Origin of the sequence: Nonomuraea sp. NEAU-A123 (assembly GCF_018603905.1) — a bacterium.
GTDB lineage: Bacteria > Actinomycetota > Actinomycetes > Streptosporangiales > Streptosporangiaceae > Nonomuraea.
The window spans coordinates 273,840-289,025 of the sequence record NZ_JAHFZZ010000005.1 but is presented as its reverse complement, the minus strand read 5'-3'; the positions used below and the strand labels follow the sequence as shown (position 1 = coordinate 289,025).

14 protein-coding genes are annotated in these 15,186 nt (G+C 70.4%); 10 read left to right on the top strand and 4 right to left on the bottom strand.

The genetic code is table 11. The features are described from left to right. Nucleotides 1–2: 2 nt before the first annotated feature. From KLK06_RS17075 to KLK06_RS17055, 5 genes are all read left to right on the top strand, one after another. Nucleotides 3–527, top strand: a complete 525-nt coding sequence (locus tag KLK06_RS17075; RefSeq protein ID WP_214636446.1) for a PadR family transcriptional regulator — start codon at nucleotides 3–5, stop codon at nucleotides 525–527. 29 nt (nucleotides 528–556) lie between these two features. Next, the gene (locus KLK06_RS17070) at nucleotides 557–1,300 is read left to right on the top strand and encodes a siderophore-interacting protein (RefSeq protein ID WP_214636445.1); all 744 of its coding nucleotides are present in this window, start codon (nucleotides 557–559) and stop codon (nucleotides 1,298–1,300) included. 36 nt (nucleotides 1,301–1,336) lie between these two features. Then, nucleotides 1,337–1,933: a CoA pyrophosphatase gene (locus KLK06_RS17065; protein ID WP_214636444.1), complete on the top strand. Its 597-nt coding sequence runs from the start codon at nucleotides 1,337–1,339 to the stop codon at nucleotides 1,931–1,933. Nucleotides 1,934–2,183: 250 nt separating this feature from the next. Next, nucleotides 2,184–2,843 carry a 1-acyl-sn-glycerol-3-phosphate acyltransferase gene (locus KLK06_RS17060; RefSeq protein WP_250905543.1) on the top strand — a complete coding sequence of 220 codons (660 nt, stop codon included), beginning with the start codon at nucleotides 2,184–2,186 and terminating at the stop codon, nucleotides 2,841–2,843. Between the two features lie 73 nt (nucleotides 2,844–2,916). Further along, entirely contained in the window at nucleotides 2,917–4,494 is a 1,578-nt protein-coding gene (locus tag KLK06_RS17055; protein WP_308168298.1) for a penicillin-binding transpeptidase domain-containing protein, read from the top strand. Nucleotides 4,495–4,534: 40 nt separating this feature from the next. On the opposite strand, the gene KLK06_RS17050 is transcribed toward KLK06_RS17055, so the two are convergent. Next, nucleotides 4,535–5,254 carry a PadR family transcriptional regulator gene (locus KLK06_RS17050; RefSeq protein ID WP_214636442.1) on the bottom strand — a complete coding sequence of 240 codons (720 nt, stop codon included), beginning with the start codon at nucleotides 5,252–5,254 and terminating at the stop codon, nucleotides 4,535–4,537. Nucleotides 5,255–5,361: 107 nt separating this feature from the next. On the opposite strand from KLK06_RS17050, the gene KLK06_RS17045 reads away from it, so the two are divergent. Next, a complete protein-coding gene (locus KLK06_RS17045) occupies nucleotides 5,362–6,189 on the top strand; it encodes a MerR family transcriptional regulator (protein ID WP_308168297.1) in 828 nt (275 codons plus the stop codon). An 8-nt stretch (nucleotides 6,190–6,197) separates the two neighbouring features. Here KLK06_RS17045 and KLK06_RS17040 read toward each other — a convergent pair whose 3' ends face one another. Beyond that, nucleotides 6,198–7,073, bottom strand: a complete 876-nt coding sequence (locus tag KLK06_RS17040) for an alpha/beta fold hydrolase (protein WP_214636441.1) — start codon at nucleotides 7,071–7,073, stop codon at nucleotides 6,198–6,200. Nucleotides 7,074–7,241: 168 nt separating this feature from the next. Then, nucleotides 7,242–7,523 carry a DUF3040 domain-containing protein gene (locus tag KLK06_RS17035; protein ID WP_214636440.1) on the bottom strand — a complete coding sequence of 94 codons (282 nt, stop codon included), beginning with the start codon at nucleotides 7,521–7,523 and terminating at the stop codon, nucleotides 7,242–7,244. A 133-nt stretch (nucleotides 7,524–7,656) separates the two neighbouring features. Here KLK06_RS17035 and KLK06_RS17030 point away from each other — a divergent pair, with 133 nt between their 5' ends. Further along, on the top strand, nucleotides 7,657–8,751 hold the full coding sequence (locus KLK06_RS17030; protein WP_214636439.1) for an Rv2578c family radical SAM protein: 1,095 nt from the start codon (nucleotides 7,657–7,659) through the stop codon (nucleotides 8,749–8,751). Between the two features lie 213 nt (nucleotides 8,752–8,964). Here the strand turns inward: KLK06_RS17030 and KLK06_RS17025 are convergent, their stop codons facing one another. Next, nucleotides 8,965–10,953: a zinc ribbon domain-containing protein gene (locus tag KLK06_RS17025; RefSeq protein ID WP_214636438.1), complete on the bottom strand. Its 1,989-nt coding sequence runs from the start codon at nucleotides 10,951–10,953 to the stop codon at nucleotides 8,965–8,967. 495 nt (nucleotides 10,954–11,448) lie between these two features. Here KLK06_RS17025 and KLK06_RS17020 point away from each other — a divergent pair, with 495 nt between their 5' ends. The 3 genes from KLK06_RS17020 (at nucleotide 11,449) to KLK06_RS17010 (ending at nucleotide 15,141) form a co-directional block, all read left to right on the top strand. Continuing rightward, nucleotides 11,449–11,730, top strand: a complete 282-nt coding sequence (locus KLK06_RS17020) for a hypothetical protein (protein WP_308168296.1) — start codon at nucleotides 11,449–11,451, stop codon at nucleotides 11,728–11,730. A gap of 36 nt (nucleotides 11,731–11,766) precedes the next feature. Continuing rightward, entirely contained in the window at nucleotides 11,767–11,964 is a 198-nt protein-coding gene (locus tag KLK06_RS17015) for a hypothetical protein (RefSeq protein ID WP_214636437.1), read from the top strand. Between the two features lie 63 nt (nucleotides 11,965–12,027). Beyond that, nucleotides 12,028–15,141, top strand: a complete 3,114-nt coding sequence (locus KLK06_RS17010; RefSeq protein ID WP_214636436.1) for a S41 family peptidase — start codon at nucleotides 12,028–12,030, stop codon at nucleotides 15,139–15,141. Nucleotides 15,142–15,186 lie beyond the last annotated feature (45 nt).

The following is a 15,186-nucleotide window of genomic DNA, read 5'->3' as shown; positions in this document are numbered from 1 at the left end:
CCATGATGAACGCACGCCGCGCGCCCGGCGGAGGCGGTCTCGGGCCGACCGGGCGGTTCTTCGGGCCCGGTGAGCTGCGCCTGGCCATCCTCGCCCTGCTCGCCGAGCAGCCCGGCCACGGCTACCAGGTGATGAACCGCCTCGCCGACCGGTTCAACGGGACGTACGAGCCCAGCGCGGGCTCCATCTACCCGACGCTGCAGCTGCTGGAGGACGAGGGTCTCGTCCGGATCGAGGCGGCCGAAGGCCGCAAGGTGCACCACATCACCGAGGCGGGCCTGGGTGTGGTCGGCGAGCAGGCCGAGGAGATCGACCGGCTCTGGGCGCGGGCGGCCAGCCGGAGTGAGTGGGGGATGTTCCGCGAGCCCGAGGCGGCCGAGATCATCGGCCCGGCTCTGCGCCTGGTCAAGGCCGCGGTCAAGACACTCGCCCACGCGCACGGCGACCCCCGGGTCGTCGACGAGATCCAGGCGATCTTCATCGAGGCCCGCCGCAGGATCGAGCAGCTGGACCCCCGCCGCCGCTGACCGCCATATCCATGAGGAGTGCTGTTGACGTGAAGACGACCATCACCCAGGCGCTGCGCGACCGGCTGTTCGTCGTCGGGGAGGTCTTGGAGACCGAACAGGTGACGCCGCGCATGCGGAAGATCAGAATCGGCGGCGAGGCCCTGGCCGGGCTGAAATGGACGCCGGGGCAGCACGTCCGGCTGGCGGTCAACGACATCTTCGCGGCGCGTACGTGGCTGCGGGGCGAGATCACCAACTCCCTGCGCACATACTCGATCTGGCACCACGACCCCACCTGGCAGACCATCGAGCTGATCGGCTTCGACCACGGCGGCGACGGCCCCGGCACGACCTGGATCAGGAACGCCCAGCCCGGCCAGGAGATCGCCTTCACCAAGCCGGAAGGCAGCCTCGTCGTACGCCCCGCGCCGTACCACCTGTTCGCCGGGGAGGAGACGGCGTCGGTCGCGTTCGGCGCGATGCTGCGCGCGCTGCCCGAGGACGAGGCGGTGTTCGGGGCCGTGGAGGCCGACGGGCCCGGCGACCACCTGGACCTGCCGCGCGACCTCACCCGGGTCTGCCGCGACGGAGCCTCCGCCGCGAGCTCGGAGCTGCTGGTGGAGGCCGTCAGGAAGCTCGAGCTGCCGGACGAGCCCGGCGTGGCCTACCTGGCCGGGGAGGCCCGGACGATCCAGGCCGTCCGCGCGCATCTGGTGCGCGAGCGGGGCTGGCAGCGCGGGGACGTCCGGACGAAGCCCTTCTGGACACCCGGCAAGCGGGGACTCGACTGATAAAGGCGCATATTGCGGGCGTGAGATCCTGGACTGGTGCTTCCTCCCATCGACGAGCTCCGTGAGCTGGTCACCACCCGCCTGACCGCCTTCGACCGCCGGGAGGTGCCGCCGGCCGAGGGGGTGCGCCGGGCCGCCGTGACGGTGTGCGTGCTCAGGGACACCGCCGGCCTGCCGTACACGATCGTCATCCGGCGGGCCGCGCGCGGGCGCAATCCCGGGCAGTGGGCGCTGCCGGGCGGGCGGCTCGACGACGGCGAGCAGCCGGTCGAGGCGGCGCTGCGGGAGCTGGCCGAGGAGACGGCCGTCACGGGCGTCGTGGTGGCGGGGCTGCTCGACGACTTCGTCACCGACTCGGGGTTCGTCATCACGCCGGTGGTGGCCTTCGGCGACGGGCAGCAGCCGGTCGCCGACGCGCACGAGGTGGCCTCGGTGCACGCGGTGCCGCTGGAGCGGTTCCTGGCGCCGGGGGTGCCGCGTTGGCGGGGCGGGCTGCTGCAGATGCCGCTGGGGCCCTCGATCGTGGTCCACGCGCCGACCGGAGCTATTTTGTGGCAGTTCGCGGAGGTGGCCCTGCGGGGCCGTGAGCTGCGGGTCTTCGATGTAGCACAGCCACACTGGACCAGAACCTGACCGATTCTTTTGGGTCGGTGGAATACGTGCCGCCGGATGTCCGTTAGCATCGAATGGCCGATGTGGTCTGTGTCCCCCGGGCCGCAAATTACCGCCTTCACGGAATACCGTTCGGCTGGAGCCGTGTTGTGCATCTCGCCGAGGAGGCGACCGCCACATCGGCCTTAGGCTTTTCAGGCGCCCCGGTCCCGGCCGGGGCGCCTGCCCTAGGGTGGGATGGCCAGGACCGCCGATCACCCAGGAGAGCCCGTTGCTGTATGAAGTGGTCAAGTTCGCCGCTGCGCCGATCGCCCATGCGATGTGCCGCCCGCACATCTCGGGCGCGGTGCACGTGCCGAGGACGGGACCGGCGATTCTGGCCGCCAACCACTTGTCGGTGCTCGACTCCTACCTGCTGCCCGCGCTGCTGCCGCGGCACGTGACGTTCGCCGCCAAGAAGGAGTACTTCTCCGGCAACCCGGTCTCCAGTTGGTTCATGCGCCTGGGCGGCAGCCTGCCCACCGACCGTGACAGCGCGCACGCCGCGCAGGAGATGCTCGACGCCGCCGCCGACCTGTTGGAGCGCGGTGAGCTGTTCGGCATCCACCCCGAGGGCACCCGCTCCCCCGACGGCCGCCTCTACCGCGGCAAGATCGGCGTGGCCTGGCTGGCGCTCAAGACGGGCGCGCCCGTGCTGCCGGTGGCGCTCAGCGGCACCGAACGCGTGCTGCCGGTCGGCTCCAAAGTGCCGCGCCCGGCCAAGATCGGCATCACGATCGGCGCGCCGATGCGGTTCGAGGGCGACCACACCAAGGCCCGCGACCGCCGCCGGGTGACCGACGAGATCATGGCCGCGATCCGGGAGCTGTCCGGCCAGGAATATGTGCCGACCTATGCGTCGAGCTTCAAAGCTGCCAGCAATATGTCCTGATTTGTCGCTAAGATCGGCAATCCGTTGACGACCAGGGGGCTGACCAGTGGCGCGTGGCCGCACCATCGCGATCGTGTCCTGCGTCACCGTGCTGGCGGTGGGGGCCGCCGCGGGTGGCGCGTACTACGTGCTGCACACCAGAGGCACACCCGCCGAGGCGGCGCGGCTCTTCGCCGCCGCCTGGCAGTCGGGTGACAAGGCGGCCATGAGCGCCGTCCTGGCCGCGCCGCAGCAGTTGACGCCGTACGACCAGATGCGCACCGGCCTGGCGGTCGAGTCCACCTCGGTCAAGCTCGGCGCCGTCACCGAGTCCGGCGACGACCGGGCCAAGGTGCCGTACACCACGACCTTGAAACTGAAGAACATCGGCGACTGGACCTACCAGGGACAGATCGACCTGAAGGTGGCCGATCGCGCCTGGAAGGTCGACTGGACGCCCAAGACGCTGCATCCGTCGCTGACCGCCGGCGCCACGTTCGCCCTGAAGACGCGCTGGCCCGACCGGGCCGAGATCACCGACTCCGACGGCGGCCGCATCGACACCGGCGACGTCGGCGGGTCGGTGCAGCAGCTCGTCGGCTTCCTCGACAAGGCGACCAAGAAGGACGTGGCCAAGCTCGGCTCCTCCTACAAGGTCGGCCAGGCCGTCGGCAGGGGCGGGCTGCAGGAGACGTTCCAAGAGCAACTGGCCGGCACCCCGGCGACCGAGATCAAGGTCGGCGACAAGACGCTGCAGACGATCGACGGCAAGGGGGGCGAGGATCTGAAGACGACGCTCGACCCGCGCGCGCAGGCCGCCGCGGTGGCCGCGGTCAAGGACGTCAAGAAGCCCACCTCGATGGTCGCGATCAAGCCGAGCACGGGCGAGATCCTGGCCGTGGTCAACAACCAGGGCGGCTTCAACCGGGCGCTCGACGGCCGCTACCCGCCGGGCTCGACGTTCAAGGCCGTCACCGCGATCGGGCTGCTGGCGGCCGGGATGACGCCGGAGGACAAGGTGTCCTGCCCGATGTACGCGACCGTGGGCGGGCTGAAGATCCGCAACTCGGAGAAGGAGGAGTTCGGGTCGCTGTCGTTCCTCGACTCCTTCGCCCACTCGTGCAACACCACGTTCGCGCCGCTGGCCGAGAAGCGGCTGGGCGCCGACAAGCTGCTGAAGACGGCCGAGGACGTCGGGTTCAACCAGCCGCTGAACATCGGGCTGCCGGCCACCAAGGCCAGCTTCCCCAGGGCGCAGTCGGACGCCGAGCTGGCCGCCGAGGCGTTCGGGCAGGCCAGAATCACCGCCAGCCCGCTGTCGATGGCCTCGGTCGCCGCGGCCATCGCCGACGGCACCTGGCGGCCGCCCACGCTGGTGCCCGATCTGAAGCAGAAGGCGAGCGAGCAGCCGCTGCCCGAGGGCGTCAAGACCAACCTGCACGCCATGATGGCGGCCGTCGTCACCAAGGGCACCGCCAAGGCGTCCGGGCTGCCCGCGGGCACGCACGGCAAGACCGGCACGGCCGAGTACGGCACCGGAGACAAGCTGCAGACCCATGCCTGGTTCATGGGGTTCAAGGAAGACGTGGCCTTCGCCGTGGTGGTGGAGGGAGGCGGCACCGGGGGCAAGGTCGCGGCCCCGGTGGCGGCCACGTTCCTGCGCCGGCTATGACCCGGTGCCCAGGACGACGGGCTGACCGCTTCCGTGGGAGTCAGCCCGCCAGGCCACCCCGCTCCCCCATGCCGTCGCCGTCGGGGCGGCCTCTCTCCGGCTCATCCGGGTAGCCCCTCGCCGCGCGGTCTCTTGCCATGAGGTCCGCCATGGTCGGCGGGAGCTGGTTCGTCTGGTGGTAGCCCTGCCATTGGTCGAGGCCGGGGAACGTGCCGATCGTCAACTCCGCCAGCAGCGCCCCGGTCCACGCCTCCTCCGCCATGCTCATGGTCAGGGCGTATTCGGACTCGATGAGGAACAACCGCGGTATCTCGCCACGCTCGACCTCGAGGTTGGCGCGCTGGACGGCGATCCGGTCGCGGAGCAGGGCGAGCCGCCGCCGGAGCAACGCGGTGACCTCGTCGGGGTCGAGCCCGGCCATCACCGACAACCCGGCCTCGAACCCCGTGTGCTCCCGCTCGGGCGTCCCCAGGAGCTCGCGCGTCCAGTCCTCGGCCTCCTCGCGGCCGACGGCGGTGATGCGGTAGACGGTCCGCTCGGGCCGGCCCCCTTGGCGGGTGCTCTCCGTGGCCTCGATCAAACCGTGCTTCTCCAGATTGCGTACCACCGTATAGAAGGAACCCCATTTGATGGGCGTCTCCCGATCCTTGCCACGGGCCCGCAGGACGGATGCCATCTCGTACGGATGCATCGGCCGTTCCGCGACCACCGTGAGCACGGAGAGGGCCAACAGGTTGGCCACTCTGCGTCGTTTCGCCACCCACACCGTCCTCGTAGACGAATATTCGTGGACGAGTATACGGGCACGAGTATTACCAAGGCAATACCGTTTGCGTCTCCAGTGGGTGGAAGGTGCAGGTTGGTGCCGTGAGCGATCACGTGGAGCTGTACACGATCGGCGAGCTGGCCGATCGCACCGGGCTGCCGGTGCGGACGATCCGGTTCTGGTCCGACAGCGGCATCCTGCCGCCCACCGGCCGCACGGCGGGCGGCTACCGCCTGTACGACGAGGCCGCGGCGGCCCGCCTCGAACTGGTCCGCATGCTGCGCGACCTCGGCATCGGGCTGGCGGCCGTCAAGGACGTCCTGTCCCGGCAGGTCACGGTGGCCGAGGTGGCGCGGGTGCACCTGCGGGCCGTCGACGCCGAGATCCGGGCGCTGCGGATGCGCCGGGCCGTACTCAGCGTGATCGCCGAACAGGGTGGCACGACCGAGGAGACACTGATGATGCACGAACTGGCCAGACTGTCCGCCGCGCAGCGGCGGCAGATCGTCGACGAGTTCGTCGAGGGCACGTTCGCGGGGCTCGATCTGGACGGCGACGCCGCGATCGTGGCCGAGTGGATGCGAGAACTGCCCAATGAGCCCGCGCCCGCCCAGGTGGGCGCCTGGGTGGAACTCGCCGGGCTGACCACCGGCGTCGGCAGACGCGGTGGCGCCGGAGTCGGCCGAGGGGCTGCGGATCCTCGAGCGGATCGTCGACGGCCCACAGCGGGGGCCCGAGTTGCTCGCCTGGCTGGAGACCGTCGCCGACGCCCGGGTCGAACGCTACTGGGAGTTGATCGCCACGCTCAACGGCCGCGAGAGCGCGCCCTCCGCGGTGCCCGCACTCCAGTGGCTGATCGCCGCCGTGCGCGCCCATGGCCAACCCGCCGAGATGAGGGAACGTGCTTGATCAGGAAGGCTCCTGGGTGAACGGTCCGTCAGATGGCGGCGTGGTCGAGGAAGGCGGCGATGAGAGGGGCGATTTCCGGGAGGTTCTCCTCGAGGGCGAAGTGGCCGGTGTCGAAGAGATGGAGTTCGGCGTTGGGCAGGTCGCGCAGGTAGGCGCGGGCGCCGGGTTCGGGGAAGAACGGGTCGTTGGCGCCCCAGACGATCAGCGTGGGCGGGGTGTGAGCGCGCAGCCAGGCCTGCCAGTCGTCGTAGTGTTCGACGTTGGAGTGGTAGTCGAAGGTGAGGGCGACCTGGGCCTCCTTGCGGCCCGGCAGGTCGAGGAAGTGCTGGTCGAGCGTCCAGCCGTCCGGTGAGACCAGCTCGGGGTCGCCGGTGCCGCTCTCGTACTGGCCGCGGGTGCCGGCCAGGGTGAGCAGCTCGCGGATCCGCTCCTCGGCGCCTTCGGTCTCCGACCGCTGCCCGAGGAGGTCGCGGGCGACCGGTGAGAGCCCTTCCACGTAGGCGTTGCCGTTCTGCACGATCAGCCCGGTGATCCACTCGGGGTGGCGCGTCGCGAGCCGGAACCCGACCGGCGCGCCGTAGTCGAAGACGTACATCACGAAGCGGGTCAGGCCGAGCCCCTCGACGAAGCCCTCGGTGATGTCGGCGAGCCGGTCGAAGGAGTAGGCGAAGTCTTCGGGGGTCTCGGTGTGCCCGAAGCCGGGGTAGTCGGGGGCGATCAGCCGGTAGCGGCCGCCCAGGACGTCGATCAGGCGGCGGAACTGGTGGGAGGCCGAGGGAAAGCCGTGCAGGAGCAGCAGCACGGGCGCGTCGGGCCGATCGGGAAGCGACTCGCGGTAGAAGACCCGGACGCCGTCGACCTCGAGGTAGCGGTGCGCGGTCCGGGCGACCAGGGGAAATGTCATGGCTAATGCCTTTCACATCGATCAGGGATCTCACGCGGGAGTCCGCAGACGCAGCATTAGCAACATAAATGATCTAGTGCCCCTGACCGGGGAGCCGCCGGCCCTGGATTTGGTCAACACCCGCCCGACCCCGGACATCACAGAACGCCGGAGACTTCGGGAGGAGCGTCAGAGCGAGGCGGCCAGCGCGAGGGCCGTCGCGGCCTCGTGGCGCAGGACCATGATCAGCAGCGTGGCGACCAGAGTGGCGATCAGCAGCCAGCTGATCAGGATGATGACCGTCGAACGGCGCGGCTTACGCCGCCCGACGGACCCCCCCTCGGCCTTCTCATCACTGCGCCGGGCCCGCTCGTTGAATGACTCGAGCCGCGCCACAAGTCGCGGATCGTCATCGACGAGGTGCTGCTCGATCTGCGCCAGCATCCGCTCCTCGTCCTGCGACCAGGCCATGGGTGCACCTCCGGAACGCAAGCTCTGTGCCGGGTTTCTGCCCAACCATGAAGATCATTAGCCCCCGCCCAAGCAGGTAATTGCCACCTCTTTCCATTTGCGATCATCGTCGAACTTTTGTTCTAATCATGGGATGCGCTGGGACAACCTGCGTCTGGCCGACTCCGGCCGGGACGATCCGGCCGTGCCGCTGTTCGCCCGCGGCGCGGTCACCCGCACGTTCGACACGCCCGAGTTCAAGGGGATGACCTTCTACGAGATCCACGCCCGTTTGATCATCAACCGGGTGCCGGCGGCCAGCCGGGTCCCGTTCGACTACACCATCAATCCCTATCGGGGCTGCGGCCACCGCTGCGTCTACTGCTTCGCCCGCAAGACGCACGAATATCTCGACCTCGATGCCGGCGCCGACTTCGACTCGAAGATCGTGGTCAAGGTCAACGCCGCCGAGGTGGTCCGCAAGGAGCTGGCCGCGCCGCGCTGGCCGGGCCGCCCCATCGCCATGGGCACGAACGTCGACTGCTACCAGCGCGCCGAGGGCCGTTATCAGCTGATGCGCGGCATCCTGTCCGCCCTGCGCGACGCCGCTAACCCGTTCTCGATCCTCACCAAGGGCACGCTCATCCTGCGCGACCTCGACCTGCTGACCGAGGCGGCCGAGGTCACCCAGGTGAGCGCCAGCGTGTCGACCGGCTTCGTCGACCCTGATCTGTGGCGCTCCGTCGAACCCGGCACCCCCGACCCGCGCCGCCGGCTGGAGACCTGCGCCACGCTCAACGACAACGCCATCCCCTGCGGCGTGCTGATGGCGCCGATCCTCCCCTACCTCACCGACTCCCCCGGCCAGCTCGAACGCACGGTCAAGGAGATCGCCCAATCGGGCGCCACGCACCTCGCCCCCATCGTCCTGCACCTGCGACCCGGGGCGCGCGAGTGGTGGCTGGAGTGGCTGTCCCGCGAGCATCCCCGGCTCGTGCCACGCTATCTGGAGCTGTACGGAAGGGGGGCGTACGCGCCGCAGGCCTACCAGCAGCGCATCACGGACCAGGTCAAGGAGCTGGCCCGCCAGCACGGCGTCGGCCGCGCGACCGCGGCGTCGGCGCGCCGCCTTCCGCCACGCCCCCGGCCCGGTCCGCGGGCCGGGGCCCAGCCCGGCCCGGCGGCGCTGCAGCTCAGCCTCCCCGGCCTGTCCGGGCGTCCGGGCGTCCGGACGAGTGAGCCCCGCTGAATAATCGCTGGCAGCGCAGCCTACGCCGGGGACATTATTGGCCGTCTCTGACGTCTACCAGCAGGAGCATGCGATGCGTTGCCTCCGAGTCTCCCAGCGCCCCATCGGCACGAGAGTTCTCGAGGCTTCGACGACAGATCCACATCCTCAACATCGGTGTCCTCGCGGCGGGTAAGACCAGCGTCTTGAATTCTCTGTGGCTGCCTGAAGGAATCAGGTAACTCGGACGGGCGTGGCCTGCTTTGGGCTGCCCCGGTGCTCGATGAGCGTGAGCACGGGGGTGGCTTTGGCGTGGTGGAAGCCTGTGCGATGGTGGGAGTTCCTGACATGCCCTGTCCGGTACGGCGGGTGCCGTCCCGGCTTGGGTGCATGGCCCGCCGGACGCTGTCCACCGCCGGTGGGCGGTGGGGCGGGCACCGTGCGCCGGTCGGGCACACGGCTGAAAGTCATCGGGTTGTTTCGTGGGTTGGCTGAGGTGCGGGTGGGCCGTTTCGGGGTGGGACGGTTCTTGGCTCTGTCGCGTGCTGCCGGTCGGGGGTGCAGGTCGGTTCGGGTGCGGCGGGCGCGCCGGGCGGCCCGGGTGAGTTTGCGCGTTGGTCGGGCGCGGGCCACATTCCCCTCCACGATGGTGGCGATGGTCCGCGCCCCGGTGGCGCGGCGGGTGCGGGTGGCGTTCTGGCCGAGCAGGCCGCGGGAGACGATCCGCTCGGCCGCTGCCCAGTCCCGGTCACACGACAGGCCGCAGGCCGGGCAGAAGGCCCATCTCCAGCCCCGCTCGGCGAGCCGGTCGGGAGCCGGGCAATGCGTGAGCAGCGACGTGCCGGTCCCGCAGCGGGGGCAGTACCTGGAGGTGCCGCGCGCCGGGACGGTGACCACGGCGATGGCGTGCTTGGCCGCCAGATGCCGGATCGCCTCGACAATCTGCCCGCGCACCTGCCCCGACAGCCGCGCGTTCACGCTCCCTCGGCGTCCTCGCGCCTCCAGGGTGGCCAGGTCCTCCACGTAGATGACCGACGCCCCCGCAGCGGTGGCCTGATCGACCGCCCATCGCGCCGCCGACCAGGTCAGCGCCTTGTTCAAATGCCGGATGCGCGCACGCAGCCGCTCATGCTCAACCCCGAGGGCCTGGCAGGCCGTACTCAACGCGACGTAGCGGGAATCAACAGGCGTGATCCCCGCCAGCAGCCTTTCCAGGTGCCGGTGCTTGGCGGCCAGGTGCTCACGCTCGGCCCGCAACCGGTGCAGCTTGGCCGACACACCGCTGGCGTCGTAGGCGAACGACCGCCCATCGCAGACCACCCGCTCACCGGCCAGACGCCCGGCCACGCCGGTCAGCAGGGTGTTGAGGCCCCAGTCGAAGCCACACCCGACCACATGACCGGTAGCGGGCGCGAAGCCAATCGGGATCCGGAACGGCAGATCGACGCACACCCGACCCTTGGCCACCCGCACCGTGGGGGCGCACAACGCTGCCTCCGGCGGCACCGTCGGCGGCAACGCCACCGGCAGCAAATGCCACGCCCATTCCCTGGCGGAGGCGGGCGATTCAACCAGCGGAAGCCGCACCCGCAAGCGGGCGCTGCGGCTGCCAGCACGCTGCAGGGTGAGCAGTTGCCGGTCGGCCGCCGCCAGCACGACCTGCGCCGCAACCTTCGGCGGCCCCTCCAGCTCGGTCAGACCAGCTGGGAACACCCCATGCTCGTCGCGATAGGCGCGAACCTGCCGGGTCCGGTTACGGATGTCCGCCGCGCTCACCTCGCCCGGCAGCAGCGCGCGCAGCGCCTCCCATTCGGCGCTGGTACGCACACCCGCATTCTGCGGCCAGGTCGCCACGATCGCCGCCACCAGACGGCGCCGGTGCAACGCCAGCCGCAGCAGGCGAGCAGCCTGCTCCTGCGCGCACCGCAGCACCCGATCGCACACATGTACACCCGAGGGCGGCCTCACACCCCAGCCGAGCCGACGCAGGGCCATCCAGCCCTTCGACGGCAACGCACGCCCATCCAGCCCCACCCCGGACGCCAAAGCGTCCAGATCAGCCGCATTCCACCGGACCGCCACCAGGCGGGCGGTCAGGTCGCCCGTCAGGCCGGCCAGCCAGGCCACCCGCCGCACCAGCAGCCCCTGCGCAACGACCTCGCCGCTCGCCTCCACCACCGCCGCATAGGCGGTGCACGAGGCGGTGGCGGTGAGTTCACTCACGCACCCCTCCCGTCTCGGGAGTGGGCCGAAGATGACGAACCGCGCTCAGGTCGGCCGCCATCTGAGCACCGCTCGACGGCCGACGACCACATGCGGGCACGAGAGTGCCGACCGGGCGCCGATCGTGGCAACAGGCGCACCACATGCTCAGCGCATCGCGATCAGACGGGAGCCGGTACGCCCGCACGCCTGCACCCCCGCCCTTCAAGAACAAAACCTCACGATCAGCGATCGAAAGATTACCATCGGTTGGCCCTGGCGGGTAGAACATATGAACGACAACGCTCTGGAGTGTGCCGATGGGGTGCTGCATCCCTCACCGTTCGGGTCGGCGATGACCAGGCTGGGCGTGGGTGATCTGCTCGACGGGTTCCAGCCACTACCGACCACGGCCGCGCCTGGCGGCAGCGCGGGCGAGGCGGTCGGGGCGACGGCGTTCACGATCGAGCGCGCCCCGCCAGCACGGCGGCCGACTTCCGCGGACGGACCGCGATCGTGCTGCGGCGGGCGCTGCGCCGGGCGGGCACGCGGGTGTACGAGCCGTGCCACCGCTTCGAGCTGGAGGTGCCGCCGGAGTCGCTGAGCGCGGTGACCGTACGGCTGGCGGCGCTGGGCGCCGTGGTGGCCGATGCCGTGCAGCGGGAGGTGGTGTGGCTGGTCAGCGGCGAGATCCCGGCCGTGGCGGTGCATGAGTTCGAGCTGGCGCTGCCCGGGCTGTCGCACGGCGAGGGGGTGTGGTGGTCGCAGCCCTCCGGCGACCGCCCTGCTCGCGGGTAACGATATGTCACCATCCCTCCGCCCACAGTGACCGCCATGTCGGATTTCCGCATGAAATGGGTACTAAATGCGTTGGTGCACCAATCCCACATCATCCGTTCGGGGGGAACCATGGCGAACAAGAAACCGGCCGCCAAGTCCGGCAAAACCAAGAAACCGGCGATCAAGTCCAGCCGCCAGATGAAGGAGTCCAAGGGCGCCAAGAAGGAGCCCAAGAAGCCCGACGTGGCTTGACCCGGTGAAATGATCAGGCAGCCGCGGCCGGAGTCCCGGCTGCCTGACCACGGGAGCGACACCATGACGGCCTACCTGCGCTTCCCCGCCGTCTTCCAGGACGTCGTCGTCTTCGCCGCCGAGGACGACCTGTGGATGGTCTCCGCCCTCGGCGGGCGCGCCTTCCGCCTGACCGCCGGGGTCGCCGAGGCCGGATACCCGCGCATCTCCCCGCGCGGCGACCAGCTCGCCTTCGTCGGACGTGAGGAAGGCCAGGAAGAGGTGTACGTCATGCCCGCCGACGGGGGCGCGGCCCGCCGGGTCACCTATCACGGGGCTCGCTGCGCCGTCACCGGCTGGGACCCCGAGGGCCGCATCCTGTACGCCAGCGACGAGTGCCAGCCCTTCGAAGGCCGCAAGTGGCTGCACCGCGTCGCACCGGGCGGCGTGCCGCAACGCCTGCCGTACGGCCCCGCGAACTCCATCGCCCACGGCCCGGACGGCATGATCGTCCTGGGCCGCAACACCGCCGACCCGGCACGCTGGAAGCGCTACCGCGGCGGCACCGTCGGCGACCTGTGGATCGACCCCGAGGGCGAAGGCCACTTCCGCAGGCTCATCCGCCTGCCCGGCAATCTGGCCTCCCCCTGCTGGAGTGGCAACCGCGTCTGTTTCCTGTCCGACCACGAAGGCGTCGGCAACGTGTACTCCTGCACTCCCGACGGCGACGACCTGCGCAAGCACACCCATCACGAGGACTACTACGCCCGCAACCTGTCCGGCGACGGCCACCGCCTCGTCTACCACGCGGGCGCCGACCTCTACCTGCTCGATCCCGGGGACGCGCCCCACCGGATCGACGTGCGGCTGGCCAGCTCCAGGACCCAGCGCAACCGCAGGTTCGTGGACGCCGACGACTACCTCGACAGCGCCACGCTCAGCCCCGACGGCAGCGCCCTGGCCGTCACCGCGCGCGGCAAGGCGTACGCCATGGCCGGTTGGGAGGGGCCGGTCCGGCAGCACGGCGAGCCGGACGGCGTCCGCTACCGCTTCCTGACCTGTCTCAACGACGGCCGCCGGCTCATCGCCGCCGCCAGTGACGACAGTGATGAGGAACAGCTGGTCATCCTCGGCGACGCGACCGCCCGGAGCATCGCCCGGCTCGGGCGGATCACCGCGCTGATGCCCGACCCCGTCCATGACCGCGTCGCCGTCACCAACCACCGCGACGAGCTGTACCTCGTCGACCTGACCACCGGGCACGCCGTACTCGTCGAGGCCAACCCGCACGGGCCGCCCGCGGACCCCGCCTGGTCGCACGACGGCCAGTGGCTCGCGTACGCCAGCCCGCTGAACGCCCACACCACCGCGATCATGCTGCACCACCCCGCGACCGGCCAGACCGTGCCCGCCACCGAACCTCTCCTCGAAGACTCCCGTCCCGCCTTCGACCCGCGCGGCCGCTACCTGTACTTCATCGGCCAGCGTGTCTTCTCCCCCGTCTACGACCAGCTCCAGTTCGACCTCGGCTTCCCCCTCGGCACCCGCCCTTACGCCATCGCGCTGCGCCGGGACGTCCCCGACCCGTTCGTCCCGCAGCCGCGCCCCCTGGGGGCCAAGGACGAAGAGGACGAGGAAGAGGAGAAGGAGGAGCCCGAGCCGCTGCGCGTGGACCTCGACGGGCTGGCCCGCCGGGTCACCGCGTTCCCGCTGCCGGAAGGCCGCTACGAGCGCATCGCCGGGCTGCCCGGCAAGGCCCTCGTCCTCAGCAGCCCGCTGCAGGGTGAGGGCGTCCTGGACCTGTACGACTTCGCCAAGGGGGAGAGCGAGACGTTCGCCCGCGGCGTCACCGACTTCGAGCTGGGCCGCGACCACAAGACGCTCCTGTACCGGGCGGGCGACCGGCTGCGCGTGCTGAAGGCCACCGAGATACCCGACGATGACGACGACACGCCCGGCCGTGAGAGCGGGTGGATCGACCTGTCACGGATCAAGGTGTCGGTCTGCCCGGCCGCGGAGTGGCGGCAGATGTTCCGGGAGGCGTGGCGCCTGCAGCGCGAGAACTTCTGGACCGAGGACATGGCCGGCGTCGACTGGGCCGGCGTGTACGAGCGCTACCTGCCGCTCGTCGAACGCGTCAGCACCCGGGGCGAGTTCTCCGACCTGCTGTGGGAGCTCCACGGCGAGCTGGCCACCAGCCACGCCTTCGAGAGCGGCGGCGAGTACCGGCCGGGCCCCGAATACACGCAGGGCAAGCTCGGCGTCGACTGGGACCACCGCGACGGCGTCTACCACATCGGCGCGATCGTCACCGGCGACCTGTGGGACCCCGATGCCACCTCACCGCTCAACCGGCTCGGCCTCGACGTACGGCCGGGCGACGCGGTCCTGGCCATCAACGGCGCTCCCATCGGGGAGACCGCCACCCCCAACGAACGCCTGGTCAACCTGGCCGACGAGGAGGTCGAGCTCACTCTGCGCCGCGGCGAGCGCCTCTTCACCGCCACGGTCCGGGCCATCGCCGACGAGCGGCCGGCCCGCTACCGCGACTGGGTCAATCTCAACCGCGCCCGGTGCCATCAGCGTTCGGACGGCCGCGTCGGCTACCTGCACGTTCCCGACATGGGCACGGAGGGGTTCGCCGAGTTCCACCGCGGCTTCCTGGCCGAGTACGACCGCGACGCCCTCATCGTCGACGTCCGCTTCAACGGCGGCGGCAACGTCTCGGCGCTGCTGCTGGAGAAGCTGGCCCGCCGCCGCCTCGGCTACGACTACCCCCGCTGGGGCGATCCCGCGCCCTACCCGCCGGAGTCGCCGCGCGGCCCGCTGGTCGCCCTCACCAACGAGTGGACCGGCTCCGACGGCGACATCTTCAGCCACACCTTCAAGCTGCTGGGTCTCGGCCCTCTCATCGGCAAGCGAACCTGGGGCGGCGTCATCGGCATCTGGCCGCGGCACCGATTGGCCGACGGCACCCTTACCACCCAGCCAGAGTTCTCCTTCGCCTTCGACGACGTGGGCTGGCGGGTCGAGAACTACGGCACCGACCCCGACCTGGAGATCGACATCACCCCGCAGGACTACGCGGCGGGCACGGACACCCAGCTCGAGAAGGCCATCGACGTGATACTCGGCCTGCTGGCCGAACGCCCCCCGCACACACCGGATCCAACACACCGGCCACGGATGCAACCTTAAGACGATTTGCAACGTCTATAGATCATGTGTGGGGTTAGTCCACGG

Bases quoted from the DNA above. Each gene is read 5' to 3' on its own strand.
- KLK06_RS17030 (WP_214636439.1), top strand. From the start codon at position 7,657: ATGCGCTGGGACAACCTGCGTCTGGCCGACTCCGGCCGGGACGATCCG.
- KLK06_RS17010 (WP_214636436.1), top strand. From the start codon at position 12,028: ATGACGGCCTACCTGCGCTTCCCCGCCGTCTTCCAGGACGTCGTCGTC.
- KLK06_RS17015 (WP_214636437.1), top strand. From the start codon at position 11,767: ATGTCGGATTTCCGCATGAAATGGGTACTAAATGCGTTGGTGCACCAA.
- KLK06_RS17035 (WP_214636440.1), bottom strand. From the start codon at position 7,523: ATGGCCTGGTCGCAGGACGAGGAGCGGATGCTGGCGCAGATCGAGCAG.
- KLK06_RS17040 (WP_214636441.1), bottom strand. From the start codon at position 7,073: ATGACATTTCCCCTGGTCGCCCGGACCGCGCACCGCTACCTCGAGGTC.
- KLK06_RS17075 (WP_214636446.1), top strand. From the start codon at position 3: ATGATGAACGCACGCCGCGCGCCCGGCGGAGGCGGTCTCGGGCCGACC.